Source organism: Micromonospora sp. NPDC048040 (genome assembly GCF_055587185.1).
On sequence record NZ_JBVJGT010000034.1, the window covers coordinates 22,337 to 46,676 of the forward strand.

22 protein-coding genes, 2 tRNA genes and 1 pseudogene are annotated in these 24,340 nt (G+C 72.3%); 17 read left to right on the plus strand and 8 right to left on the minus strand.

The window, feature by feature from the left end; genetic code table 11:
* Nucleotide 1 precedes the first annotated feature (1 nt).
* Together ACZ6O2_RS25385 and ACZ6O2_RS25390 are read right to left on the minus strand one after the other, a co-directional pair.
* A complete protein-coding gene (locus ACZ6O2_RS25385) occupies nt 2–2,626 on the minus strand; it encodes a fibronectin type III domain-containing protein (protein ID WP_466024555.1) in 2,625 nt (874 codons plus the stop codon).
* Nucleotides 2,627–2,780: 154 nt separating this feature from the next.
* Complete coding sequence (locus ACZ6O2_RS25390) at nt 2,781–3,545, minus strand: fibronectin type III domain-containing protein (RefSeq protein ID WP_466024556.1); 765 nt, start codon at nt 3,543–3,545, stop codon at nt 2,781–2,783.
* Between ACZ6O2_RS25390 and ACZ6O2_RS25395 the strand changes: the two genes are divergently transcribed.
* Nucleotides 3,544–4,719: a hypothetical protein gene (locus ACZ6O2_RS25395; RefSeq protein ID WP_466024557.1), complete on the plus strand. Its 1,176-nt coding sequence runs from the start codon at nt 3,544–3,546 to the stop codon at nt 4,717–4,719. The two genes, ACZ6O2_RS25390 and ACZ6O2_RS25395, sit on opposite strands and share 2 nt — an antisense overlap.
* A 937-nt stretch (nt 4,720–5,656) precedes the next feature.
* Here the strand turns inward: ACZ6O2_RS25395 and ACZ6O2_RS25400 are convergent.
* A pseudogene (locus ACZ6O2_RS25400) lies at nt 5,657–6,095 on the minus strand (tetratricopeptide repeat protein); the annotation flags it as partial.
* 222 nt (nt 6,096–6,317) lie between these two features.
* On the opposite strand from ACZ6O2_RS25400, the gene ACZ6O2_RS25405 reads away from it, so the two are divergent.
* Nucleotides 6,318–6,401: transfer RNA gene (locus tag ACZ6O2_RS25405), tRNA-Leu, on the plus strand.
* A gap of 247 nt (nt 6,402–6,648) precedes the next feature.
* On the plus strand, nt 6,649–7,914 hold the full coding sequence (locus tag ACZ6O2_RS25410) for a tyrosine-type recombinase/integrase (protein WP_466024558.1): 1,266 nt from the start codon (nt 6,649–6,651) through the stop codon (nt 7,912–7,914).
* A 70-nt stretch (nt 7,915–7,984) separates the two neighbouring features.
* Here the strand turns inward: ACZ6O2_RS25410 and ACZ6O2_RS25415 are convergent, their stop codons facing one another.
* Nucleotides 7,985–8,470, minus strand: a complete 486-nt coding sequence (locus ACZ6O2_RS25415) for a hypothetical protein (RefSeq protein ID WP_466024559.1) — start codon at nt 8,468–8,470, stop codon at nt 7,985–7,987.
* Between the two features lie 238 nt (nt 8,471–8,708).
* Here ACZ6O2_RS25415 and ACZ6O2_RS25420 point away from each other — a divergent pair, with 238 nt between their 5' ends.
* Together ACZ6O2_RS25420 and ACZ6O2_RS25425 are read left to right on the plus strand one after the other, a co-directional pair.
* On the plus strand, nt 8,709–10,139 hold the full coding sequence (locus tag ACZ6O2_RS25420; RefSeq protein WP_466024560.1) for a hypothetical protein: 1,431 nt from the start codon (nt 8,709–8,711) through the stop codon (nt 10,137–10,139).
* Between the two features lie 170 nt (nt 10,140–10,309).
* Nucleotides 10,310–10,642 carry a hypothetical protein gene (locus ACZ6O2_RS25425; protein ID WP_466024561.1) on the plus strand — a complete coding sequence of 111 codons (333 nt, stop codon included), beginning with the start codon at nt 10,310–10,312 and terminating at the stop codon, nt 10,640–10,642.
* 226 nt (nt 10,643–10,868) lie between these two features.
* Here the strand turns inward: ACZ6O2_RS25425 and ACZ6O2_RS25430 are convergent, their stop codons facing one another.
* Nucleotides 10,869–11,474 (minus strand): hypothetical protein, encoded by a 606-nt coding sequence (locus tag ACZ6O2_RS25430; protein WP_466024562.1) that lies wholly within the window; start codon nt 11,472–11,474, stop codon nt 10,869–10,871.
* 415 nt (nt 11,475–11,889) lie between these two features.
* Nucleotides 11,890–12,123, minus strand: coding sequence for a helix-turn-helix domain-containing protein (locus tag ACZ6O2_RS25435; protein ID WP_466024563.1), 234 nt, complete (start codon nt 12,121–12,123; stop codon nt 11,890–11,892).
* Nucleotides 12,124–12,247: 124 nt separating this feature from the next.
* Between ACZ6O2_RS25435 and ACZ6O2_RS25440 the strand changes: the two genes are divergently transcribed.
* From ACZ6O2_RS25440 to ACZ6O2_RS25480, 9 genes are all read left to right on the plus strand, one after another.
* A tRNA-Gly gene (locus tag ACZ6O2_RS25440) sits at nt 12,248–12,320 on the plus strand.
* Between the two features lie 25 nt (nt 12,321–12,345).
* Nucleotides 12,346–13,698: a putative antirestriction adenine methyltransferase gene (locus ACZ6O2_RS25445; RefSeq protein WP_466024564.1), complete on the plus strand. Its 1,353-nt coding sequence runs from the start codon at nt 12,346–12,348 to the stop codon at nt 13,696–13,698.
* A complete protein-coding gene (locus ACZ6O2_RS25450; RefSeq protein ID WP_466024565.1) occupies nt 13,695–14,156 on the plus strand; it encodes a hypothetical protein in 462 nt (153 codons plus the stop codon). The genes ACZ6O2_RS25445 and ACZ6O2_RS25450 overlap by 4 nt, the downstream gene beginning before the upstream one ends.
* The gene (locus ACZ6O2_RS25455) at nt 14,153–15,094 is read left to right on the plus strand and encodes a hypothetical protein (RefSeq protein ID WP_466024566.1); all 942 of its coding nucleotides are present in this window, start codon (nt 14,153–14,155) and stop codon (nt 15,092–15,094) included. The genes ACZ6O2_RS25450 and ACZ6O2_RS25455 overlap by 4 nt, the downstream gene beginning before the upstream one ends.
* 90 nt (nt 15,095–15,184) lie before the next feature.
* Entirely contained in the window at nt 15,185–15,475 is a 291-nt protein-coding gene (locus ACZ6O2_RS25460; protein WP_466024567.1) for an Acb2/Tad1 domain-containing protein, read from the plus strand.
* A 62-nt stretch (nt 15,476–15,537) separates the two neighbouring features.
* The gene (locus ACZ6O2_RS25465; protein WP_466024568.1) at nt 15,538–16,155 is read left to right on the plus strand and encodes a hypothetical protein; all 618 of its coding nucleotides are present in this window, start codon (nt 15,538–15,540) and stop codon (nt 16,153–16,155) included.
* Nucleotides 16,133–16,273, plus strand: a complete 141-nt coding sequence (locus ACZ6O2_RS25470; protein ID WP_465999624.1) for a hypothetical protein — start codon at nt 16,133–16,135, stop codon at nt 16,271–16,273. Before ACZ6O2_RS25465 ends, ACZ6O2_RS25470 begins: the two co-directional genes overlap by 23 nt.
* Nucleotides 16,267–16,647: a hypothetical protein gene (locus ACZ6O2_RS25475; protein ID WP_466024569.1), complete on the plus strand. Its 381-nt coding sequence runs from the start codon at nt 16,267–16,269 to the stop codon at nt 16,645–16,647. Before ACZ6O2_RS25470 ends, ACZ6O2_RS25475 begins: the two co-directional genes overlap by 7 nt.
* Nucleotides 16,648–16,650: 3 nt before the next feature.
* A complete protein-coding gene (locus ACZ6O2_RS25480; protein ID WP_466024570.1) occupies nt 16,651–18,048 on the plus strand; it encodes a terminase large subunit domain-containing protein in 1,398 nt (465 codons plus the stop codon).
* A gap of 20 nt (nt 18,049–18,068) precedes the next feature.
* On the opposite strand, the gene ACZ6O2_RS25485 is transcribed toward ACZ6O2_RS25480, so the two are convergent.
* Entirely contained in the window at nt 18,069–19,442 is a 1,374-nt protein-coding gene (locus ACZ6O2_RS25485) for an AlbA family DNA-binding domain-containing protein (RefSeq protein WP_466024571.1), read from the minus strand.
* Nucleotides 19,443–19,554: 112 nt separating this feature from the next.
* On the opposite strand from ACZ6O2_RS25485, the gene ACZ6O2_RS25490 reads away from it, so the two are divergent.
* The 3 genes from ACZ6O2_RS25490 (at nt 19,555) to merB (ending at nt 23,728) form a co-directional block, all read left to right on the plus strand.
* Nucleotides 19,555–21,216 (plus strand): ParB/RepB/Spo0J family partition protein, encoded by a 1,662-nt coding sequence (locus tag ACZ6O2_RS25490; protein WP_466024572.1) that lies wholly within the window; start codon nt 19,555–19,557, stop codon nt 21,214–21,216.
* Entirely contained in the window at nt 21,213–21,962 is a 750-nt protein-coding gene (locus ACZ6O2_RS25495; protein ID WP_466024573.1) for a recombinase family protein, read from the plus strand. The genes ACZ6O2_RS25490 and ACZ6O2_RS25495 overlap by 4 nt, the downstream gene beginning before the upstream one ends.
* 131 nt (nt 21,963–22,093) lie before the next feature.
* Nucleotides 22,094–23,728 (plus strand): organomercurial lyase, encoded by a 1,635-nt coding sequence (merB, locus tag ACZ6O2_RS25500; protein ID WP_466024574.1) that lies wholly within the window; start codon nt 22,094–22,096, stop codon nt 23,726–23,728.
* Nucleotides 23,729–23,747: 19 nt separating this feature from the next.
* Here the strand turns inward: merB and ACZ6O2_RS25505 are convergent, their stop codons facing one another.
* Nucleotides 23,748–24,320 (minus strand): bleomycin resistance protein, encoded by a 573-nt coding sequence (locus tag ACZ6O2_RS25505; protein WP_466024575.1) that lies wholly within the window; start codon nt 24,318–24,320, stop codon nt 23,748–23,750.
* Nucleotides 24,321–24,340: the final 20 nt, after the last annotated feature.

Below are 24,340 nucleotides of genomic sequence, written 5' to 3' on the forward strand. Positions count from 1 at the left end.
GTCAGCAGGTGGGCAGGACGTTGATGTTGTCGCCGCCCTCGAGGTTGAGCCAGGCCCAGGGAATGTAGTTCTTCCCGCTGTACTCGACCTGCACCCACCAGGTGCTGCGCTTGTGGTTGTTGTAGATGTAGGCGTAGACCTCTTCGCCCTGCTTCTTGCAGTACGCCTTCAGCCGGGTGCCCGGCTCCGCCCAGCCGACCTGCCGGTTGTTGTCCTGACGGGGCACCGAGAAGACCTCGTTGCCGTTGCGGCCATCCACGTCCTGGTTGCAGTAGGTGGCCTCCGGACCGGAGGCCCCGTTGCGGCAGGTGGCGATTCCGTACAGCGCGTCGGTCGCCTGGGCGCGGCTGGCGGTGCTCTTGCCGGCGGCGTTGCTCGCGGTCACGGTGAAGGTGTACACCGTGCCCGGGGTGAGGCCCGTCATCGTGATGCCGGAGCAGTTCCCGGTCTTGGTCGGCTCGCCGTTCGTGCTCAGCGAGCAGGTCGCCTTGCCGCCGCCGGCGTCCACGGTGAACGTCACCGTCGCGGAGGTGGCGGTCGCCGACGAGCCGGTCACGGTGATGCGGGGCTCGGCCACCGTGCGGGCCGTGTCGGTGGCTTCCGGGCCCGGGCCGGCCTCGTTGACCGCCTTCACCTTCACGGTGACGTTCTGGCCGTTGCCCAGCCCGTCCACGGTGGCCCGGGTGTCGGTCACCTCGCTGGTGCGCCCACCCACGTCCACCAGGTACTTCGTTACGGGGCGGCCGTTCGCCCCGGCCGGCGACCACTGCACCGCGACCGTGCCCGGCCGGTCGGCGACGGTGGTCGCCCGCAGGTCGGCGGGCCGGTCCGGCGCCGCGTACGGCACGACGGTGTTGCTCACCGGGGAGGCCGCCGAGCCGGCGCCCCGGTCGTTGACGGCGACGACGGTGAACGCGTACTGCGTGCCGTACTCCAGCTCACCGGCCGGCACCACCAGCTCCGTCTTGCGGGACTCGCCGGCCGGCGCGTTGGTGCCCGCCGAGGTGGCCGTGACCACGTACTTTGCGATGGTGTTGCCCTGACCGTTCGCCGCCGGCCAGCGCACCAGCACCGTGCCGTCCGGCCGTTCCTGGGCGGTCACGCTGGCCGGCGGGTCGGGTACCTCGGCGGTCGGCGTCACCGGGTTGCTGGTCCGCGCCGGGCCGTCGCCCTTGGCGTTGACCGCGTGCACCGAGAACCGGTACGTCTCGCCGTTGGTCAGGCCCTTGATCTCCACGGCCCGCTGGTTGGCGCCCACCTGCACCCGCTGGCCGGCGCCCTCCACCACGTACCGGGTGATCTCCGCGCCGTTGTTCGGGGCCGGCCGCCAGCTCACCCGGGCCTGCGCGTTGCCGGCGGCGGCGGTCACGCTGCGCGGTGCGCCCGGCTTGCCGACCTTGGGCTTCTTCGGCGGGGGCGGCGGCGTGGGAGCCGGCGGCGGGTCGCCGCCGAGCACGTCGTTGGCGTACTTGTCGACCTCGCGGACCTGGTGCTTGTCGTCCACCACCCGGGCGGTCGCCGAGTCGGGGGCGTTGACGAAGAGGTGGTTCTCCCGCACCTCCAGCTCCAGCGGCCCCGTCCCCTTGCCGCGGATGGTGTCGACCAGTTGGCCGTTCGCGTCGAAGGCGTAGACCGTGCCCGACGCCTCGTCGGCGCAGTAGAACCGGCCGGCCCACGCCACCGCCGGGCTGAGCCGGTCGCCCGTGCCCGGCACGGTGAACGCGCGCACCTCGCCGCCGTCGCCGACCACGTGCACCCGCCGCTCGCTGGGCACCGTCACCGGCACCGCCGGCCCGCTGGTCCGCGCCGGCAGCGCGCCCGGGGCGCTCATCGTCAGCGGCGTCGGACGGACCTGGCCCCGCTGCACGGTGACCAGCGCGCCGGCGGTGCGGTCGAGCACCGCGACGCCGTCGTCCAGGGTGGAGACGACCAGCTCGTGACTGGCCTCCGCGACGTCGTACGTCTCCACCTGCTTCGGGCTGAGGCCGGCCCCGGCGGCGGCCGAGGCGGGCGCGGAGGGCAGCGCGGCGGCGGTGATCGCCGAGACGGTGCCCTCGCTGGGCACCGCGATCCAGAGCCGGCCCTCGCCGTCGAAGGACCCGCCGGTGATGCCCGGCGGGTAGCGCACGGGCTCGCCGACCGGCGTCAGGGACCGCGGGTCGAGCTGCCGGACGATGCCCTGCACGGCGTCGACGACGAACGCCGCGTCCTCGTGCAGGGCGACGCTGACCCCGAGGCCCGGGGTGGTGCGGGTGGTCGCGGTGATCTGCAGGGTGGCCAGGTCCAGCGAGCTGACCTGGCCGGTGTTCAGGTCCCGCAGGATCAGCAGCCGGTCGGTCTGGGTGACCTGCATCGGGTGCCGGCGGGCGGCCGGGATCTCGACCCGGGTGTCGACCCGCGCGGTGACCCCGTTGACCCGGGCCATCTCGCTGCGCGCGGTGCTCCACAGCCAGGAACTCGCGTCGTAGCTCGCCACCGCGTTGTCCGCCGCGCCGAGACCGAGGACGGTCAGCCCCATCGCGGCCAGCAGCGCCGCCACCGTCCCGATGGTGACCAGACCGCCCCGCATCCGGCGGGAGCGGGGCCGTGGGCCGCCGGAGTTCGCGGCGTCGTCGATGGTGGCCACTACCGGCTGCCTCCCATGTTGTCCTGGCAGGTGGCGCGCCTGACCGGCGACCCTCCCCTGAGCCGGGTGCCATCATATGGCCCGGCCGGGGGCGGGGGAACCCGCGCTGTCCCGCTGTGGACACCGAGCGTGCGCGCCGCGCCGGGGGGCAGCCTCAGGTCGCTGGCGTGTCGCCTTCCCGCTCGGTGCAGACCTGCCCTGACGTGGCGAACGAGTCCGTCGAGTAGACCGCCAGCACCGTGAAGCAGTAGTCCACCCGCGAGTTGAGCCCGTTGACCGTGTACCTGGTCTGGCCGGGGTCCACCGTGGCCATCACGCCCAGCTTCTGCCCGGCCCGGCCGCCGGCCACCATGAACGGCACGCCGCCGCGCGCCGGGTCCGTCCAGCTCAGGGTGATCGTCGCCGAGTCGTCCCGCAGCGTCAGGTCGCCCGGCGGCGGGCCGGCCGCGTTCGGCGAGGCCGCTGCGGTCGTCGAGGCGGCCGGTGTGGCGGGCCCTGCGGGCGGCGCCGCGTCCCGGCTGAGCACCAGCACGCCCACCCCGACGAGCGCCGCCAGGGCCAGGACCGCGACGACCACGGCGACGACGACCGCCGTCCGGCTCCGGCCGCGTTCCTCGGGCTCGGCGACCATCGGGTACGCCGCCGGCGGTGGGAAGGCCGGCACATGGTGGGCCGGCCCGGGCGCGGTGGACGGCGACGGCACCTCCTTCATGGGGAACGTCTCGTCGATGTCGAGGTACGCCGGCGCCTGCTCTCCGGTCCCCTGCTCGCCGGTCCCCTGCTCCCGGCCCGGCTCCCGCTCCAGCGCGGGTTCCTGGTCCGGCTCGTCCTCGACGTCCTGGTCGCGGTCGCTCCCGGTGGCCGCCGGCCCGGTCAGCGCCTGCGGGGGAGCCGTGCTGCTCCACGGCGGAGCGGTCATGCTCCACGGCGGCGCCGGTGCCCCGCTCACGGGAGGCGAGGACTGCGGCGGTGCGCTGACGGGTGGAAACCCGGGAGGCGCGCTGACCGGCGGTCCGCTGACCGGTGGCGCGCTGACCGGGGGAACCGGCGGTGCGCTGACCGATGGCGGGACCACCGGTGGGGGTGACAGCGGTGAGGCGGTGACCGGCACGCGCGGCGGCGGGGGGATCACCGGAGGGGCCGGGATCGTCTGCCGCGGGGTCGCGGGCGGTGCACTGACCGGCGGCGGTGGGGGCGGGCTGACCGCTCGGACCGGCCCGGGCGGTGCGCTGACCGGGGGCGCGGGCGGCGCACTGACAGGTGGTGCGCTGACGGGGGGCGCGGGCGGCACGCTGACCTGTGGTGTAGGTGGTGCGCTCACCAGGGGCGAGCTGACGGGGGGCGTACTCACGGGGGTCGCGCTGACCGGAGCTGTGGGCGGGGCGCTGACCGGTGTCGTCGGCGCGGGCGTGTGCGGCGCTGCGGCTGCTTCCGACGTCCCGGGTGAGGCGGGGGCGGCCTCCGACGCGCCGGGCGGCGCGGTGGCGGCCGACGTGCCCGCAGCGGCCTCGGCCTGCTTCGCGTTGGCGGCGCGGGCGGCCTCCTCGGCGAGCAGGGGCTCGATCTGCCGTACCTGGATCGTGGGGTTGTCCCACCTGGGACCGCGCGTCGACGGTTCCGACGTCTCCGGCCCGGCCGGCGCCGCGTCGTCCGGCACGGCCGGACGCGGCGCCTCGGCGTCGGGCGTCGGGCGTGCCGCGGTGGGGACCGACGGCGGGGTGGGGGGTGTCGGCGTCCTGTCGCCGGACGTCGGTGCCGCGGTCGGCCGACCGCCGGATGCCGGGGACGCGGCCGGTTCGGTGGTGGGTTCCGGTGCCGTGGAGGGCGTGGCGTCGGCCGTCGCCTCGTGGGCCGTCCGCTGCCGCGGTGGCGCGGCGGGGCCCGGCTGCGACGGCGCGATGGCGGGCGGCGTGGGTGGCACCGACACGGCGGCGGTGGCGGGAGGCGCCGCGTGTCGCGGGCCCGGCGCCGCCGTAGGCGGGGGAGACGAGACGGCGCGCGCCACGTGCGGCGGGATCGGCGGTGGTGGCGGGATCGTCCTGGCGGCGGGGGCGGACGGGGAGGTGCCTTCGGCCGCCGGTGCGGCGGGATGAGGCGGGCTCTGCGGCGCGGGCGCCGCCGGAGCCTGCTCCGTGGACGGCTGCGCCGAGGCAGGGGCAGGGGCCCACGGAGACTGCGGCGGCGCTGCGGTACCGCTGGCGTGGCGCGGCGGTACCGCCGGAGGCGGCGGGACGTGCGGTGGCCGCGTCGGGGCGGTGGTCGACGGCTGCGGTGGCACGACCGGTGGTGGGGGGACCGGCGGTGAGGGGACGGCGGCCCGGGCCGACGCCGACGGCGCGCGTGGTGCCAGGACCACCGGGGGCGGCGGGATCTGCTGCGCCGGGACGGCGTGCGGAGCGGCCTGTCCGGTCGCGGCGGCGTGCGGCGGTACGGGCGGAGCCGGGACCCGGGCGGCGTGCGGCGGGTTCGGTACGACGGGCGGGGCCGGGGGAGCCCATCCGCTGTGCGGCGGGCTGGGCACCACCGGCCGGGGCGGCACCGGGGCGGCGCCGGTGTGCGGCGGGACGGGTACCGCCGGGGGAGGCGGCACCGGGGTGGCGTGCGGCGGCGCGGGCACTGCCGGCGGGGGCGGCACCCGGCCGGCATGCGGCGGACCCGGGTAGGGCTGGGCCGGCGGCTGGTGTGGCACCGGCGCGGCGCCGGTGTGCGGCGGGTACGGGGGCGCGGGGGTGTGCGGCGGGGTGGCGGTGGCCCGAACCGGGCCCGGCGGAGCCGGAACGGTGGGCGGCGGCGGGATCGGCCGGTGGTACGGCGGCGCGGGCGGTGCCGTGGATGGGCCGGCGGTCACCTGAGGCGCGGGCGGCTGCGCGGCCGGAGGCTGCACCGTCGGGGTCTGTGCGGCCGGAAACCGGGGTGGCTGGGGGATCGCGGTCGGCTCGTGGGGCCGCCACGCGGTGGAAAGGGCGGCCAGCGAGATGGTCGGCTCCGACAGGGCCGACAGGCCCGGCCGCGCGCCCGGCGCGGGCTGCTGAGGGGCGGGAGCGGCATCGCCGAGATACTGCCGGGCCGTGCGTACGGCCGGGTGCTCGACACCGAGCACGGCGGGGCCCAGGGCGGCGACGAGGCTGTAGTTGCGGCGCGCCTCGTGCCGGTTGCCCAACTCGTGCGCTACTGCGGCCAACTCGAAGGAGAGCGCCAACATCAGCGGGTCGGCGGGCGGCCAGCGTCGCTCGCCGGCGGCGTACGCCTCCTCCAGCGTCCGGCGGGCGGCGCCCGGGTCGTCCGCCTCCCGGTGCAGGCGGGCCAGCAGGTGCGCGGTGCTCAGCACATCCGGGTGATCCTTGCCGTACGGCGGCCGGGCGGATCCGACGGCGTCGGCGAGCAACCGGCGGGCGGCGGTGAGATCGCCCGCGGCGCGCAGGGCGAGGGCCCGGTGCTGGACGGCGGCCAGGGGAGAGGGATGGGACACGTGGTCATGCTGCCGGGTCGGACCCGCCGGACGCCACCCGGGCCCACCGGTCGGCGTCGGTCGTCCCGCGTCGTGGACTGGCCCGACCTGCGCGGACGCACCGGCCGGAAGCCGATGTGCATGATCCACCCGGGCCGTGTACAGTAACTCCTCGTGCGGCCCGCCAGAGCGGCCTACGGGTGATGAGATCCCCCAGGTCGGCGCGGTAGGCTGGACGAGTAAGTCCGGGTGGCGGAATGGCAGACGCGCTAGCTTGAGGTGCTAGTGCCCGTATAGGGCGTGGGGGTTCAAGTCCCCCCTCGGACACAAGATCGAACACGCAGGCTTTGGGCCGCTGACCTGGCATTACTCAGGTTGGCGGCCTTCGTCGTTTCCTGGGCTGATGCCGCCGTGGGAACACCGTGGGAACACGGGCCTGGACGAGCCCCGCAGCCGGGGCGATCTTGTGCCGGTCGGGCGAGACGGTTACGGTCCCACTGTTGCGCATACAGGTGCGTCGGCGGCAGAGCCCACAGGACCCGGGGCGAGGCCGCCGCGTTCACGTGGAGGAACGGTGGCATCAGTCGAGAAGAGGACCACGAAGGACGGCAAGAGCAGCCGGTGGCGGGTGAAGTGGCGCGAGGGCGGCCGCCGCGAGAACCCGTGGAGCAGCCGCACGTTCGAGTACCTGGCCGACGCCAAGCGGTTCAGGACGCTGGTCGAGTCCGCCGGGGAGCGGATGCCGAGGCCGGAGCAGCTGGCCGAGCACGGCTTCGCCGAGCTCCTTCCCGCCGGCGTGGCCGCCCCGGCGCCGGAGCCCGGCGAGCAGCCGCTGACCTTCCGCGCGTACGCGGAGGAGTGGCTGGGCCAGCTGGTGAAGCCGCACCCGGAGACGGTGCGCAAGTACCGGGAGCGCCTGGAGAAGCACGTCTTCCCGCGGCTGGGCGACCGGCCGATCGTCGAGATCACCCGGCGCGAGATGCGCGAGTGGCAGCAGGGCCTGCGCGACGCCGGCCTCTCGGCGAAGACGATCGCCAACATCCGGGGCGAGTCCGTGGTGCCGATCTTCAAGGCGGCGTGCCGGCCCGGCGAGGACGGCGAGCCCGCCGTGCGGACGGCCAACCCGATGGACGGCCTGCCGCTGCCCGAGGGCCCGCGCGCCGAGCGGGACATCCTGGAGAGCCCCGACGAGGCCCGGCTGTTCCTCGAGGCGGCGTACGCGGTCGACCCGGAGGCGGCGGACCTGCTGCTGTGCAAGCTGTCGACCGGGCTGCGCTGGGGCGAGGTGTCGGCGCTGCCGCCGAGGGCGGTGAGCGTCGCCCGGGGCACGGTGTCCATCGTGCAGGTCCTGCGGAAGGTGAACCGCCGGTGGGTGGTCGAGCCCAAGCCGAAGACGAAGCAGGGCTACCGGGAGGTGCCGCTGCCGGCGTCGGTGATGCGGACGGTCGCCGACCGGGTGGCCGCCGCCAGCCGAGAGCCGGGGCGGCAGTTTGTGTTCGTGGCGCCGCGCGGCAACCACTGGCGGTACGAGGACTTCTACACGGACCGGTGGGTGAAGATCCGCGACCTGGCACGTGAGAAGGGCCTGCCGCGCCGGATGACGATGCACGGGCTGCGGCACTCGTTGCTGACGCTGCTGGCCACGGAGGGCGTCGACCTGGCCGCGCTGCGGACGATGGCCGGGCACGCGAGCGTGACCACGACGATGAACGTCTACGTGCACGCGACCCGACGGCACCACGAGCCGGTGCGGCAGATCGTCGGAGGCTTCCTCGGCGTCGACGAGCTGACGGCCGCCGGGCGGTTAGGCCGGGGTCTGGCCGTCACAACCCGCGGCTGATCTCGCCTGCTGCCGGGCACGGGATGGACGGTGCCCGGCAGCGACGCTCGTTCGGCTGCTGAGCTGGCGCTCAGGGCGTCAGCGGAGCGAAGGTGTCGGGATCGATTCCAGCAGCCCGGTAGCGTGCCCATGGATCGTCCCCAGCGCCAGGCACTTTGGCGGTACCGTATCCGGCCTTGGTGACCGCCCGATCCTCCTCTTTGGTGATCACACAGCAGGTAAGCCGCGTATCCAGCACCTTGCGGAGGTGACCAAGGTCGACTGGTGACTGGTCCAACAGCTCGCGGATCACCAGCTTGATTGGCTCGCGGTGCTCGATCACCAAACCGCCAGGGATGCTGCCGCTGATGACCTGCCTTGCGGCCATGGACCACGGAATCAATGCCGGATACTTATTGCGAACCAAGGGCTGGGGCCGCCGAGGTGCCTGCCAGTAGAACCACAGCCACTCCCGCAGCGCCTTGAGGCTGGCCCGTTGGCCGGTCTCTGACTCCCACTGGCGATGAGCTTCGAGCAACGCAGCGAAACAACGAAGATCAGCTAGGTCGCGCTCCATGGCAGACATGATAGGTGCGCACGCTGAATCCGAAAGGTGACGAAGTGCTGCCGCGCTGCGGCACGTGCGGGCGTTTGTCGGTTTGCCGGCGCTGGGGATCGAACCTCGCGCTCTAACGGACCCAACCATCCGACCACTGGCATGACCGCGCTAATCGCGGAGCCATGACGGTGTGTCGTGTCGTCGGCCGGCCGGTCTGGCCATACCGGTTTGTTGGCCTGTGCTCCACAATCCCGTGATGCGGATAGCGGATGTCAGCGACACGGAGCGGGCGGCGGTCGACGCGTTCGGCACCGGGACCCCGGTGGACGTACGGGGTCGGCGGGACCGGGTGGTCCGCAGCGAGGTGATTCGGTTCCTGCTGTTGGGCGGCGCTGCGGTTGAGGCCGGTGACCTGCCGGCATTGCAGCTGACCGGCGCGCATATCACTGGTGCGCTGGAGCTGGAGCATGCCGACATCATGGTGCCAATCAGCCTGCATGAGTGCCGGTTTGACGAGCGGATGAATGTCTTCGGCTCTCACCTGCGACGGTTGAGCCTCCACAGGTCAGCCATGCCTGGCCTGATGGCCTCCATGGTGACCTTGGATGCGAGCCTCGAATTGACCGGCTGCCAGAGCACCGGCGAGATCAGTCTGGTGGGCGCGCAGATCGGCGGCGCTCTGATACTTGACGGGGCGGAGTTGACCGGCCCGGTGACGGCGCTCGATGGCACTTGGCTCCGCGTTGGCACCGACGTGCTCGCTCAGCACGGCTTCACCTGCCGGGGCACGTTGCGGCTCAACAACGCAGAGGTCGGTGGTTCTCTGCGCTGGGAAGGCGCCGTCCTCGAGAATCCCGATGGCGTCGCACTCTCCGGTGAAGACCTGCGGGTCGGCGCAAACGCCGACCTCTGTGACGGGTTCACCGCCAACGGCACGGTCCGCTTGCGCTATGCCGAGATCAACAGCCGGTTGTGCTTCGAGCGGGCCACGCTGACCGTCCCTCCCGGGAGGACCGCGTTGGACTGCCGCCACGTTGTCGCCCGGGAGCTGGTGTTGCTGCCCGCTGAGCCACCCGGTGGCGTCGTGGATCTGAGCCATGCGCGGATCGGGCTGCTGCGTGACGACCCGGCGACCTGGCCGTCGGCCCTGCACCTCGACGGGCTGACGTACGAAACGTTGGCCGAGCTCGATAACGGGGCTGACCGGCTGCGGTGGCTGCGGCTGGACCCACACGGATTCCGGCCTCAGGCGTACACGCAGTTGGCGCAGATGTATCGCAGCGCGGGCCGCGACGACGTTGCGCGTACTGTCCTGCTCGCCGGTGAGCGCCACCGGCGTGACATCCTTGCCCTGCCAGGACGGCTGTGGGGGCATCTGCAGGACCTGACCGTTGGATACGGCTACCGACCGATCAGGGCCGCCGGATGGCTTGCGGCCCTGCTCGTCGTTGGCACCATGATGTTCGGGCTGCATCCACCCCTGGCCGTCGAGCCCGGCAAGGCGCCCGACTTCGTCGCGTCCATATACACGCTGGACCTGATCCTGCCGGTCATTGACCTTGGGCAGCAGTCAGCGTTCCAACCACGTGGGGCGTCGGTCTGGCTCGCCTACGCCCTTATCGCCGCCGGCCTGCTGTTGGTGACCACCATCGCCGCCGCCGGTGCCCGCCAGTTGCGACGCGACTGACCGCCCCGCCAGACCCCACGCCCGAGCTGGGCGTCGCTCTACTCTCGGCACATTTGGTCGTCTCGACGCGTTGTCAGCGGCAGATCAGGCCGCTTCGAAGTACCTCGGTGGCCACAAGTGTGGCGGATCAGCTGAACCGCCACGGGCCAGACCTGCTCTACCGTGACCGGATGCCTGAGACGTTCGAGGTCGACCGGGTCGACCGTATCGCGGACATCCTTTTCGGCGTCGCTACAGCGAAGGGACTGATCGGCTATGGCCCCCTCGCGAAGCGGGTGGACACCAGGCCGGACTTCCTGAGCCAGCCACTCGACAAGGTCTCCCGTCGAGCGTTCGACAAAGGCGAGCCGCTGTGGAGCGCACTGGTCGTCTCCCGTAGCACCGACCGACCGAATTCGGGTTTTTACGGCTTGGCCCGAGAGATGCGGCCCGAGTATGCCTCGCTGAGCGACGACGAACTGTGGGAGCAGGAACGCAAGCGCTGTTACGGAGCGGCCTCCTAGCCGAGAAGGTCGGAAGTCTGGCAGGCCCAGCCGGCAGGACCAGCTGGGCGGTCAGGCCGGCTTGGATCGCGCCGTGCACGTAACCATCCGTAGCGGGCGGATCGCGGCAGATCCGGATGCCAGGGCGTACGTTTCTTTGGCGGCGTAGAGGCGCGGGGGGCGAGGTTGATTAGGGTTGCCGCGTTCGCAGGCACGGGAAGCCACGTTCGGTGGTTCCCGGCGGGGCTTATCGCTCGCGAGTCTGGCGCCTCGGCGATGACCTCGTTTCGTCGGTGCGCCGGATGACAGCCTTGGCCACAGGCTTGAGTGGACGCCAGTCCACGCCGCTACCTCGCCAGAAGCGTTCGCAATCGGCTTCGATCTCGGACTTGAGCTCGTCAAGATGGGCGTAGACCGCTTGCTCAGCCTGGCTGAGGCCTTTGCCCTTCATCTGCTCCCTCAAGTCATCGAGCCTCTTCTGGATTTGCCGCAGCGCGATGCCGGCGGCCGACCTGAACCCGTGTGCGAAATGTGCGTCACCGTGGTCGCTCATCGTCTCTTGAACTGAGTCGCGGACGGCGTCCATGATGAACTGGCCTGCTTCCCGGATCCGCCCTGCACGCGCCTCCGTACACACGAACCCGATCCGGGTCAGTACGCGTTGCGCCTCCATGGTTGTGAACGTTGTGCGGTCCCATCCAGTGACGTGCCCGAGGACCTGCTTGGGCGGGAACATCTGCCCGTTGACCTCGACCATGTGCTTCTGAATCAGTTCAGGATCCTCACCCATCATGCGGGCCTCCACCTCCTGCTTCGTGAGGTCGAAGTCCCGGCCACCTACCTTCATCTGCACCCCTTCGTTCGTTTACTATAACTTACTGTAAGCAACAGTAAGTTATAGCCTTTCACTTGGTCAAGCATGAGAGCGTCGGATCGGCTTCTGGGTGGCGGCCGCCGATCGGCCGCGTGAGGCAGTCGGGGCGCCAAGCCCCGCACAACTCGGCAGAAGCGGATGTTGCCGCAGCGTCGCCGGCCAGAGTTCACCGTCCGTAGACAGTGAGTCGGGGACCGCGTAGCTCATCAAGCGGAGTAGGAACCAGCAGTGGGCGGCGTGCCGGTGGGGTGGGGGCGGTGGCTCGCGGCGCGTCGGCGACCGATCCTCCTAGGACGGTCTAGGGGGTGTGAGGTGGGGCGGCGCCTGCAGGTGCCCGCATCGGGTCGGCTGGGAACGACGAGCTGAGGGAGTGACCTCATCCGGCGGCCCCACGTCAGCGGCGCCCGGCCAGGGCGGGGCACGCCTGGTAGGCGGCTTCGAGGTCCTCGTCGGTGAAGCGGACCTTGCGGCCGAGCCGGTGGCAGGGGATGCGGCCCTTGGACACCCAGCGCCGGAGGGTGGTCTCCGCGATGCGAAGCTTCGCCGCGGCCTCGGCGTAGGTGTAGTCCCTGGCCACCTCGTCCTCCTCCTGCCCTCTGGCGCTGGGTGCGGGGTCACTGTAGAACATTGCGGCCCGATAGATCTACTGTGGGCTACGCCCGGCCACGGCAAGATCGGAAGTCGCCAGCACCTCTCGCCGTAGGCCGGGTGTACGGCTACGATCTGGCACTGCGCGTGCATAGCACGCGGTCGCGCTGGAAGTGCTGTTGGCTGGCACGCCGCCGTTCCACGGTGGAGGCCCAGGTTCGAGTCCTGGCCGGCGCTCGACGCCCGGCCACGGGGGAAGGTGGTGAGCGGCGTGTTCCACGGCAGCATCCCGGCTGACCTGCGCTCGATCATCTACGAGCACGCGGAGTCCTGGCCGGACACCGACCTGTACGTCGGCTGCTCGGGGAACTTCACGATCGAGCGGACGTTGCACAGCCGCCCGGGCGAAGGGCGCGCGATCCACGGCAACGACGTCCAGGCGTACAGCTCGGCGCTCGGCTGGTGGCTCGCCGGCCGGGAGCTGGACTACCGGCTCAAGGAGGAGCACGCCGAGGAGCTGGCCTGGCTGGAGCCGTACCTGGGCACGTCGACGGACACCCTGGCGACGCTGATGCTCGGCACCCGGTTCCTCCAGTACGTCGGCCGGCAGGGCGTCTACTACGAGCGGATGGTCCGCGCGACGGTCGGCCAGTTCCCGACGATGCACGCGAAGACGGTGGCGAAGCTGTCGGCGTTGACGCTGCGCCTGGCGGACTACTACTGCGGGGACGTGCGGGACTACCTGCGCGACGTCGTGCCCGCCGAGGCGCCGGTGGCGATGTTCCCGCCGTTCTTCGCCGGCGACTACGAGGCGCAGTTCGCCGGGATCGACGAGTTCTTCGACTGGCCGGCACCGAGCTACGACATGCTCGACGAGGACGGCAAGGAGGAGATCATCGGGGCGGTGCTCGACCGGCCCCACTGGATCCTCGGCCTGCACATCGCCCGCGACGAGCTGCGCCCCTGGCTGCGCGGCGTTGTCCAGACCTCCAACCGGGGCATGCCGATCTACGTGTACGCCAGCTCCGGAGCGCGGCGCGTGGTCGCGCCCGCCCAGCAGGTCGCGCCGATCCTGCTGCCGAAGATCGGGCCGGACGAGGACCTGGGCGACCGGATGGCGCTGCACGTGCTGACCGGCGGCCAGTTTTCGGCGGTGCGGTCGCAGTTCATGAGCAAGACGATCCTGCCCGGGTCGCCGCTGCTGGCCTGCGGCGTGAGCGTGGACGGGAAGCTGATCGGGGCGTTCGCGTACCTGCCGCCGAAGTTCGACCCGAGCACCGCGTACCTGATGAGCGACTTCCCGGTGTCCTGGACCCGGTACCGGCGGCTGGCGAAGCTGATCGTGATGGCGGCCGCCAGCCGCGAGGCGCAGCTGCTGTTGCAGCGGTCCCTGTCGAAGCGGCTGTTCGGCTGGTCGACCACGGCGTTCACCGACCGGCCGAACAGCGCGAAGTACGGCCGGGGCATCCCCGGCGTGAAGCTGCAGAAGCGCAGCGAGCCGGCCGCCGACGGCATCCACCGCTACCAGCTCCAGTACGGCGGCCCCCTGGGTGACTGGACCCTGCAAGAGGCGCTGGCGGAGTGGAAGCGCCGCCACGGGAAGGACGAGCGATGAGCGACGAGCAGCCCGGCGAGCCGCCGGCCGCCGAGCAGCTGGCTGGCTGCCCGAAGACGCTGTGGGACGCGATGACGCCCTACCAGTGCGAGAAGGGCGCCGAGACGGGCGTGTGCCCGGACCACGGCCGGTTCCGGATGCCGCCGCCGTCGGCGGACCCGGACAAGCCGTGCCAGCACGTCGACATGCACCTCGACGCCGACGTGCAGCGGCTGACCGCCTCCGACGACGACACCACGGTGGTGGCGTACATCGTGGAGCTCTCGATCCGCTGCCTGGCCTGCCAGGAGCGGTTCCGCTGGTCGGGCGTGCCCGCCGGGCTGATGCCCGACCGGCCGGCCTGCTCGGCCGACGAGTTCGTGCTGCACGCGCCGATCCGGCCGGCGTCCGCCGACCCGGACTTCGGCCTCGGCATCCCCGGGTTCGCCATCCAGTACCGCGGCGGAGGCGAGCGGTGAGCGACGTCGACGAGCTGGCCGGGCCCGCCGACGGCGGCCCGCTCAACCTGCGCCCCGAACGGGTCGACCCGCGCACCCTGACCCTGCTGGAGGTCAACGCGCGGTACATGCGCAAGGAGGTGTACGACCGCCTGGTGGCGAACGTCCGCCGAGACGGCGCGCTCACCAGCACGCCGCTGGTGTGGAACGACACCGCCGGCGAGCGGATGGTGGTGCTGTCCGGCAACCACCGGATCATGGCCGCGCTGGACGTCGGCCTGGAGCAGGTCGACGTCATCGTGGTCGACCAGCCGCTGACCCGCGCCCGGCAGGTCGCCTTGCAGCTGTCGCACAACGCGATCGAGGGCGAGGACGACCCGGCCACGTTGAAGCACCTGTACGAGGAGCTGGACGACGTGGACTGGCGGGCCTACTCGGGCCTGGACGACAAGCAGCTCGACCTGCTCGCGCAGGTCGACCTGGAGGGCCTGTCCGAGGCGAACCTGGACTTCGCCACGGTGCAGCTGGTGTTCCTGCCGCACGAACTCGAGGCGGCCCGCGCCAGCTTCGACGAGGCCCGCAAGCTCACCCAGGCGGACGCCCGCTGGCTCGCCGGGTACGGCGACTACGAGTCCACCCTGGACGCGCTCGCGACGGCCCACGGCGCCCACAACGTCGGCAACGTGGCCACCGCGCTCGGCCTCATCCTCGCCGTGTTCGAGCGGCACCTCGGCGAGCTGCGCGACGGCGTGTGGCTCGACGAGGAGAGCGGCGAGCCGATCGGGCACGCGCACCGCCTGGTGCCGATCGAGACGGTGCTGGAGACGCGCTCGATGCCGGCCGACGCGGCGGCGGTGCTGCACCGCGCCGTGGACAAGCTGGTCCGCTCCGGCGAGGTGCCCGCCGATCAGCGGTGGCGCGCCCTGGAGCTGCTGGCCGCCGACTACCTGGCCGGCTGAGGCTGGCCCCCCTCACGTCCCGGTCGGCTGCCCGCGGACCGGCGATCCGGCCGCAGTACCGCACCGCGGCCCGACCCCCTGGAGGAAGAGATGACCGGACCCGCCCAGAGCGGCGAGGACCTGTACGCCGGCCTCGACGAGCGCCAGCGGCACGAGCTGGACCGGCGCTGCGACTACCACCCGCCGGTGGACCTGGCGACCGCCGAGGCGCACCAGGCGTGGCGGCGAACGATCAAGGGCGCGATGGCGCAGGCCATGCGCAGCCTGCCGTCCGGCCGGGAGACGTCAATGGTGCTGACCGCCTTGGACGACGCCCTGATGTACGGCAACGCGGCGATCGCCCGACCGCCCATGAGCGGAGGACGCAGGCCGGGGCACTGAGACGTGGGCGGTCCGGCGCTGCACCCGCCGGGCCGCCCGCCCAGCAGCACGAGGAGGTGACCATGAGCGAGCCGGAGATCCTGGCGTGGGACCGGCAGCGCAACGAGCCCGAGAAGGCGTACGGGTACTTCGCCCTGTACCGCGACCTCGGCCGCACCCGCACCGTCGCGAAGGTCGCCGAGCAGGTCAACAAAAGCCGGGATTACCTCCACAAGCTGGCGACCCGCTGGAAGTGGGTGCAGCGGGCGTCGGCGTGGGACCGGGAAGAGGACCGGCTGTATGCCGAGGGCTTGGCCGAGCAGCGGCGCGACATGGCCCGGCGGCACGCCCGGATCGCGTCGGCGCTGCAGGGGAAGCTCGTCACCCGGTTGCAGAACCTCGACGCGTCGAAGCTGACCCCCGGCGACATCGCCCGCTGGCTGGAGGTGTCGACGCGGGTCGAGCGCCTGGCGCTGGGCCTGCCGGACTCCACGACGGCGCACACCGGGCCGGACGGCGGGCCGATCCGCGCCGAGGTCGAGCAGATGACCGAGCAGCAGCGCGCCGACTTCTTCCGGGCGCTGATGGCCGAGGCGGCGGCCCGCGCCGGCCAGGGCAACCCGACCGCCGAGCCCGGCGACCCGGGCGGCGACGACGACGAGGACGAGGAGGCGCCCGATGGTCCGGCGGAGCAAGGCTGACGGGGAGGCGTGGATCGCGGTGGAGATCCGCGCGCCCCGCTGGGCGGTGTGGTGCGTGTCGGTCGGCGCGCTGCTGGCCGGCATGTCCGGGGTGGCGCTGGTGGCGCTGCGATGGTGACCCGTGGCCTGCGGTCGGCGCGGCTGCTGCACGGGCGCCGGACGCCGATCGCCGCCCCCGCGTACCGGCAGGGCGGCCCGGTGCGCGGCCTCGCCCCGGTCGCCCCGCCGCCGGCGCCGAGCCTCGCCGTGCCGCCGCGGCCGCCCCTGGGCCGCGAGCAGGCGCGAGCTCTCGCCCGGCGGGCGTGGGGCTGGCGGGCGCTGCTCGTCGGCTGGCTGGCGCTGCTGGCGGCCGCCGCGTGGGCGGGCCTGCGGTGGGTCGGGCCGGCGTCGCTGGGCTGCCCGGCGGTGATGCTGGCGACGGAGCTGGCCCTCGCGTGGTGCGCGGTCGTCGACCTGCGGCAGCGCGCAGCCGAGATGCGGACCGAGGGCTGAGCCGTGCTGCTGGCGTACCCGGACCCGGCGCTGATGACCGACGCCGAGCTGGCCGCGTACCTGCGCGAGGTGTCGGAGGTCCAGGGCCTCGTCCGGTACGACTGGCGGCGGCACGCCCGGCCCGAGCAGATGGAGCCGGCGTACTACCGGATCTGGATGCTGCTGGCCGGTCGTGGCTTCGGCAAGACCCGCACCGGGGCCGAGACGGTGCGCGGCTGGGCGGGCACCAGGCCGGGCGGGCACTACGCGGTCATCGCGAAGACGCACCGCGAGGTGTACAACGTCTGCTTCACGGCGCGGCGTGCCGGCCTGCTGGCGGTGATCCCGCCGAAGGAGGTGCGGACGTTCAACAAGAGCGAGCCGTACCTGGAGCTGACCAACGGGGCGATCATCCGCGGGTTCGGCGCGCAGGACCCGGACACGCTGCGCGGCTACGACTTCGACGGCTGCTGGCTCGACGAGTACGCGGCCTGGCCGTTGCAGACGGCGCAGGGCGTGTTCGACATGCTGTGGTTCTGCATGCGTGAGGCGCCCGACCCGCGCATGGTCGTCAGCACGACCCCGAAGCCGCTGCCGCACGTGAAGAAGCTGCTGGCGCGGGCGAAGAAGCAGCGGGCCCGGTCCCGCCGGCCCCGGGTGGTCATCACCCGAGGGCGGACGCTGGACAACGCGGCGAACCTCAGCGCGGAGGCGCTGGAGGAGCTGCTGGAGCAGTACGGCGGCACCCGGCTGGGCCGGCAGGAGCTGGACGCCGAGCTGCTGTCCGACGTCGACGGCGCGCTGTGGAAGTCGTCGTGGATCGAGGCCGGCCGGGTCGACAAGGAGGACGTGCCGCCGCTGGTGCGGACCGTGGTGTCGGTCGACCCGGCGGACACGGTGTCGGAGACGAGCGACGAGACGGGCATCGTCGCGGTCGGCCGGGGCGAGGACGGCGAGCACTACGTGCTGGCGGACCGGAGCATGAAGATCGCCGGTATGGCGGCGGCCCGCCGGATCTGGCAGTGCTACCTGGACGTCGACGCGGACGTGGTGGTGTACGAGGGCTCGTCGGGGTGGCTGCGGGACATCCTGGTCGACGCCTGGGTGGCCATGCAGAAGGAGGGCCTGGTCGGCGGCGGTGACCCGCCGATCGACGTGGTGCAGGCCCGCCAGTCGAAGCGGGTGCGCGCCGAGCCGGTGGCAGCCCGGTACGAGGTCGACCCGCCGCGCGTGCACCACGTGGGGACGTTCCCGGCGCTGGAGGACCAGCTGACGACGTGGACGCCCGAGTCGGGCGACTCCCCGGACCGGCTGGACGCCCTGGTGCACGGGGTGACGTACCTGCGGTCGAAGGAGTCCCGGCGGGCGGTGGTGGCGTCGCCTCTCAGCCAACGACTCCGACCGAGTGCGGGCCCGAGATGAGGTGGAGATCAGCTGAGCTACTACCTGCGCAGCTCGACGCTGGCCTCCTTGGCCCACTCGGCGATATGGGCCTGCTGGTCCCGATACCAGAAGGTGAGGCGGACGGCTCCGTCCGGCGTGATCGCAGGCACCTCGGGGGCACCGAACGCCTGGAACAGCTCGCTGGCGAGCCGGTACGTCGCCGCGACCAGCGCCGGACCGTCGTCGCAGAGATCGTCGATGTCGGCGACCATGTCAGCGACCGGCGACTCGGTTACGGCGTCGGTGCCGAGTTCCTCGTTTGGGTCCCCAACGCTGGAGACCAACTTGACCGGGACGACCGGGCCGCCCGGGAAGGCGGACGTGACCGGCCAAAGGGTGGCTCGGATGGTGGCGAGGCCACCGGCGGCCGCGCGGTCGCGTGCGTGGCGGGCAAGAAACCGCAGTGCCGCGCAGATGCCGACGGTGAGCGACGGGCCGTCCACGAGGTTCTGATGCCCGTTCGGGTGTCCCGACCGCGGACCGACTGCCGTAGCGAAGACGCCACTCCCGTTCTCGTGCAGCTCGCACGCCCCACGCGAGTACGGCTTGTTTGCTTCATAGGTGGCGGCACCGACCAGGCGGCGATGCCGCACGGTGGAACGCACGAAGCTACGTACCGGCATCCCGAATGCGCCTGGCGGCTGTTGGGCATTGCTCAGCTGAAAGGCGCTCAGCGCGGCGCTGTCGACGGTGAAGCGGCCTGGCAGGTCTGGGACCAGGGTGACGACCAGGAACATCTCGTCGGTCGCGAGACGTTGGAGGAGGTCGACTTCGATGCGGGCGGCCTCATCGATGCGGTCCTTGAATCCGGCGAACCGCGCCCGGTATGCCTCGGCCACCTCTGCCTCGGACAGCCAGGCGGTCTCGGTGCCGATCCGCTTCGGGTAGAGCAGCGCCTTGTTCTGGATGTAGGCGTGCGGGGCTGTCGCCGTCCGGGCGACCGAGATGACGAGGAAGCCGGTGCCATCCCGGTCGGGGTCCTCGACCGGGATGATCTCGAAGGTCGGCGGCGGCTGCACGTTGGTGATGACGGTCTGCCGGAGCCGGATGCGCTCGCCGTCGCTGATGTCGACGCCGAAGTCCTTCTTGGCGCGGCCCTGGTTGTCCTCTTCCATGCCGAGGATGAGGAGGCCGCCGTTGGCGTTGGCGAGCGCGCCGACGTCGCCGCACAGCTTCTTCCGCTCCGGGTCGTTTCGGCCGTACGTGTCGCGCTTGAAGTCCAGGTCGGGGCCTTCCGTGGTGTTCGGGATGAGCCCCTTGACCTGGGCGTAGGTCAGGGTTTCGTCGATCGGCCCGCCGAGGAGCTGTTCGAGCCTTCGGTTACGCAGAGGTGGCATGCGTTCGATCGTGGACCGCCCCGCCGTTCCGAGCAAATCGGCAGGTCAGCGAGGTTCCTGATTGGACGGTAGTGGATCTTGTCGTATACAATGAATGTGTACGGCCAAGACCGTACGCGAGTTCACGTGGAGTAGGAAGGACCGAGAGGTGACAGCACCCACGAAGACCCGCCGCCCGAGGGCGGCGGCGAAGGCGGCGGCCAAGACCGCGAACAACGCGCCGTACCTCGCGCAGCTCGACCCGCGGGAGCTGGTCGCGCACCCGACCAACCTGCGCACCCAGCTCGGCGACCTGACCGAGCTGCGCGCCTCGATCGCCGCGAGCGGCGTTCTGCAGGCGCTGACCGTCGTCCCCGAGGACGGCGGCATGCGGATCGTCGCCGGGCACCGCCGCGCGGCGGCCGCCGCCGAGGCGATCGAGGCCGGCGAGTGGCCGGACGGCCAGCCGCTGACCGTGCCGTGCCTGGTGCGGCCCGACATGGAGGGCCTGGCCCCCGCGCAGGTCGTCGCGATGCTGGTCGAGAACGACCAGCGCGCCGACCTGACCGAGAGCGAGCGGGCGAACGGGTACGCGCAGCTGGAGCTGTTCGGCCTGGACGTCGCCGAGATCGCGCGGCGCACCGGCCGGACGCAGGTGCACGTCAAGTCGGCGTTGAAGTTGAAGACGCTCGGCGACGTGGCCACCGAGGCGGCCGACGCGGGCAAGCTGACGCTGGAGGACGTCGCCGCGCTGGAGCAGTTCGAGGACGACCCGAAGGCGATGGAGCGGATCCTCAAGGGCGTCGAGTCCGGCTGGGGCGTGCGCCACCGGGTCCAGGAGGAGAAGCGCAAGCGCGACGACAAGAGCGCCACCGAGCAGCTGACCGAGGAGCTGACGGCGGCCGGCGTCCGGGTGTTGAAGAAGCCGAAGGACTGGCCGTGGAACTGCCAGATGGCGAAGGTCGAGGACCTGGCCGACGCCGACGACCAGCCGCTCGACGTGGAGGCGTTGAAGACGGTCGAGGGCTTCGGCGCGATCATCGAGGGCTCGTACGGGAACATGCGGGCCGTCATCGTGTGCGAGGACCCCGAGGCCCACGGGTACAAGCGCACGAAGTGGACGCAGTACAAGAGCCCCGCGCAGAAGGTCGCCGAGGAGCTGAAGAAGCGGGAGGCCGAGGAGCGGCGGCAGAAGCTGGCCGACGCCGGCGAAGTGCGGCGGCGGTTCCTCGTCGAGAAGTGGGGCAGCGCGAAGGCGGCGAAGGCGCTGCTGGTCGACGCGATGCGCGCCGCCGTGGTGATGCCCGGCTTCTTCGACCGGTGCGAGGAGGAGCTGGTCGCGGCCCTGGCCGGCGGTGACCCGCGCGACGGGCAGACGGCCGGCATCGACCGGCTGAACCGGCTGCTGGTCGCCCGGTTCGTCGCCGCGCACGAGGGCAACACGGCGACCGTGGCGGCCGGCCGGTACTCCAACCGGGAGCACCTGGTGCTGCCGTGGCTGGACCGCCTGGTGGCCGAGGGCTACGAGCTGTCGGACGCCGAGAAGACCTGGCACGGCGAGCTGGTCGAGGAGGAGGAAGAGCGGCGGCTGGCCCAGGAGCAGGAGGACGCCGAGGCCGCGCTGGAGTACGACGAGGCCGAGGGCTACGTCGAGGACGCCGACGGCGTGCGGCCGATCGAGGACGTGCACCTGCCCGAGGGCGACGTCGAGCCCGAGGAGCCGTTGGCGGAGGCCGAGGAGCCCGAGGCCGCCGAGGCCGACGCCGAGCCGGACCCGTGCCCGGAGGCCGACCTGGACGCGGCCGAGCCTGACGCGAAGGACAGCGAGTGAGCGTGACCCCAGCGGGTCAGCCGGAGGCGCGTACCGACCTGGTGCGCGCCTCCGGCGCCGGCCCGACCGACAGCATGGAGGAGCTGCCGCGCGGCACCTGCCCGGCCTGCCAGGTGGCGATCGGCGAGGCGCACCGCGACGACTGCGACGTAACCGAGTGCCTCGCCACGGGCATGAAGCGCATGTGGTGCCGGGCGCAGCCCGACACCGGCGGCCACGACTGTGGCCGGGCGGACTGGACCGGCCGGTGGCCGGGCCACCGGGAGGCCCGCGAGTTCGGCTGGCACGTCCGCTGGGACGTGGAGGCGAAGAAGTTCGTGCGCTGCGCCCCGGACGTCGACGGCTCCGGCCCGGACCTGTCCCGGCTGTACGAGCACGCGCGGTGGGACCGGGAGGCGCGGCGGTGGAGGCGGCGCCGAGCGGTGCTGTTCTCGAGGGCGGTGCGCGGCGGCCGGGCCACGCTGGAGGAGCTGACGAAGGCGGCGCAGCGGTGGTGCGCCGAGCAGGGCTACGAGGTGGTCGGGGAGCACGTCGGCGCCCGCGGCTGGCGGGAGGCCGTCGCCGACGTCGCCGACGGGGTGGCCGACCTGGTGGTGGTGCCGTCGGTGGAGCGGCTGGGCTTCGGGAAGCAGGTGTTCGAGCGGATCGCGGCGGTGCGGGCGGCGGGCGGCGACGTGTCCGGCCCCGGCGTGCGGATCGACGCGGACGGCATGGTGGTCGCCGCGGCGGCCCCCGAGCAGATGTGAGGGAGATTCCGATGGGCGCGAGCGCCTTGACCTTCCCCTGTACTGGAAGGTCCAGTCTGGTACCGGTAGAGCCGTGACGGCCACGGGGTGAGCGTTCTGCCACCGGGGCCGCGTGCTGTGAGGAGGCTGCGATGACCGCGGCAGCAGATGCTGTAGGGGCCGAGGGCGGCGGACTGGACCGGCTCTTGGCGGAATACGTCAAGATCATGCCGGTGCTCGATCCGGCCCAGGCGCGCATCGCCGTCGGGCTGTGGCGGCTGCTCGCCGAGGGCGCGCCGGTCACCATCCCAGCGCTGGCCGAGCGGCTCGGCCTGCCGGAACAGCAGGTGACCGCTGCTATCGACGGTGTCTTGGCCGGCACTCACCATCGGGACAGGCAGGGCAGGATCGTTGCCTTCTGGGGTCTGTCCCTGCCCGACATGCCGTCGCCGCACCGACTGACGGTCGACGGGCAGACGCTGTATGCGTGGTGTGCGCCGGACACGCTGTGGCTACCGCGGGTGCTGGGCAAGACGATCGCGGTGCAGTCGTCGCTGGAGACGACCGGGCAGCCGATCTCACTGCTCGTGGCAGCCGATGGCATCGAGGAAATCTCCGTCGATGGGGTTGTCCTGTCCTTCGTGCGAGCTCGCGACAACAGTGTGGGCGACACGGTTCCCGCGGTGCTGTCCAGCTACTGCCATCACCAGCTGTTCTTCCCGACGAAGCAAGCCGCACATCAGTGGGCTGAGGCCCAAGGACGCGACGACCTCGCCGTGTTCCCTGTCGAACAGGCCGCGGACGCCGCGGGCCGGTTCATCGAGGCCATCGTCGGATCAGCTCTGCCCACTCGGGTGATGGTTGAACTCCGTTCGGTGCCGGACTGTCCGAACCTTGCCCCCGCTCGGCAGGCGCTGCACGCCGCGCTCGCCGACCTCGGGCTGCCGCCGGCGGTGGTCACCGAGGTCGTAGGGGACTACCCGTCGCCGTCGATCCTGGTCAACGGCGTGGACGTGATGGGCGGCAGCGGCGACGGCCCGGCCGCGTGCCGCCTGGATCTCCCCACCGAGGAGCCCATCCGTGCTGCCCTGCGCCAGGCGATGGGCGGCGAAGCCGCTACCGCCGCGACGGGGCCGAGCCTGGCGGATTGCTGCACCGGGCCGGGCGACGCTATCCGGACCGGCCGGCCCCGCCGGGCTGAGCAGCTGCCAGACAGGCTGCGGCAGGTGCACCGGGCCATCCTGCGCCACTTCGCCGCCACCGGCACCGCTCCCAGCGACGCCGACATCCGCGCTGCCCTCAACGGGGCGGACCTGGACACCGCCGACGCGCTGCGGGAACTCGCTCGCCAGGACCTGGTCGCCGTGGACAGCGCCGGGCGCCTGGTCGCGGCCTACCCGTTCTCGCCAACGCCAACGCCGCACGTGGTGTCACTCGGCGATGTCGAGGTGTTCGCGATGTGCGCCATCGACGCGTTGGGCATGCCGTTCATGCTCGGCACCGACGCGGTGATCACCTCCGCCGACCCGCACACCGGCCAACCGGTCCGCGTGACCATCACCAACGGTGCCGCCAGCTACGAGCCGGCGGAAGTGGTGATCGTGTACGCGGCCACCGGAGCGACCGGCCGCTCCGTCGACACCTGCTGCTCCACCATCAACTTCTTCGCTGACGCCACCACCGCCCAGGCGTGGATCACCGCCCATCCCGGCCTGGCCGCCACCGTCCTCGACCAGGACAAGGCCACCACGCTCGGCCGCGACATCTTCGAACCGCTGCTCGCCTGAGGTCGACCGTCGCCGGCCCTCAGCGGGCAGGGCTGCCGAACCGGACCCGGTTGCCGTCGGGGTCGGTCAGGACGAACTCGCGCAGCCCGTAGTCCTGGTCGGCAATCGGGCCTACCCCTGCGGTGGCGCGGTGGCGCAGCTGCTTCCACAGCTTCAGCGCGTCGGTGACGTGGATGAAGCACTGGCCAGGTGCCGGACCGTCCGGTTCAAGGGAGAAGTGCAGTTCCACGCCGCTGTTGTGCATCAGCAGGTAACCCTCGTGGCGGCCCGTCTCGGTGAACCCAGCGGCGATGTAGAACGCCGCGGTGCGGTCCAGGTCGGTGCTGGGCAGGACCGGGATAGCACCCCGCGGCCCAGCACCGGTGCTGCCACCGGCGAGCCTGCGCACCAGTGCCCCCAGCGGAGTGAACCGAAGCTGACGCAGCGCCGCCGCCGGGCCGGCACGGCGGGCGGCCCAGATCGCGCAGCCGACGCAGATGAACACCCCCGGCGTGTTGCCCAGCTCGACGACCTCGCTTCTAGGTAGCTGACGGCCGCAGCAGCCGCAGTGTTCGTGGTCGGATTCTCGGACTGTTTCGGCGGCGGCGGTCATGGCGAGCCCCTTCGGCAGCG

Bases quoted from the DNA above. Each gene is read 5' to 3' on its own strand.
- ACZ6O2_RS25390 (WP_466024556.1), bottom strand. From the start codon at position 3,545: ATGACCGCTCCGCCGTGGAGCAGCACGGCTCCCCCGCAGGCGCTGACC.
- ACZ6O2_RS25460 (WP_466024567.1), top strand. From the start codon at position 15,185: ATGACCGGACCCGCCCAGAGCGGCGAGGACCTGTACGCCGGCCTCGAC.
- ACZ6O2_RS25435 (WP_466024563.1), bottom strand. From the start codon at position 12,123: ATGTTCTACAGTGACCCCGCACCCAGCGCCAGAGGGCAGGAGGAGGAC.
- ACZ6O2_RS25420 (WP_466024560.1), top strand. From the start codon at position 8,709: ATGCGGATAGCGGATGTCAGCGACACGGAGCGGGCGGCGGTCGACGCG.
- ACZ6O2_RS25465 (WP_466024568.1), top strand. From the start codon at position 15,538: ATGAGCGAGCCGGAGATCCTGGCGTGGGACCGGCAGCGCAACGAGCCC.
- ACZ6O2_RS25425 (WP_466024561.1), top strand. From the start codon at position 10,310: ATGCCTGAGACGTTCGAGGTCGACCGGGTCGACCGTATCGCGGACATC.
- ACZ6O2_RS25395 (WP_466024557.1), top strand. From the start codon at position 3,544: ATGCTCCACGGCGGCGCCGGTGCCCCGCTCACGGGAGGCGAGGACTGC.
- ACZ6O2_RS25475 (WP_466024569.1), top strand. From the start codon at position 16,267: ATGGTGACCCGTGGCCTGCGGTCGGCGCGGCTGCTGCACGGGCGCCGG.
- ACZ6O2_RS25415 (WP_466024559.1), bottom strand. From the start codon at position 8,470: ATGGAGCGCGACCTAGCTGATCTTCGTTGTTTCGCTGCGTTGCTCGAA.
- merB (WP_466024574.1), top strand. From the start codon at position 22,094: ATGACCGCGGCAGCAGATGCTGTAGGGGCCGAGGGCGGCGGACTGGAC.
- ACZ6O2_RS25450 (WP_466024565.1), top strand. From the start codon at position 13,695: ATGAGCGACGAGCAGCCCGGCGAGCCGCCGGCCGCCGAGCAGCTGGCT.
- ACZ6O2_RS25505 (WP_466024575.1), bottom strand. From the start codon at position 24,320: ATGACCGCCGCCGCCGAAACAGTCCGAGAATCCGACCACGAACACTGC.
- ACZ6O2_RS25470 (WP_465999624.1), top strand. From the start codon at position 16,133: ATGGTCCGGCGGAGCAAGGCTGACGGGGAGGCGTGGATCGCGGTGGAG.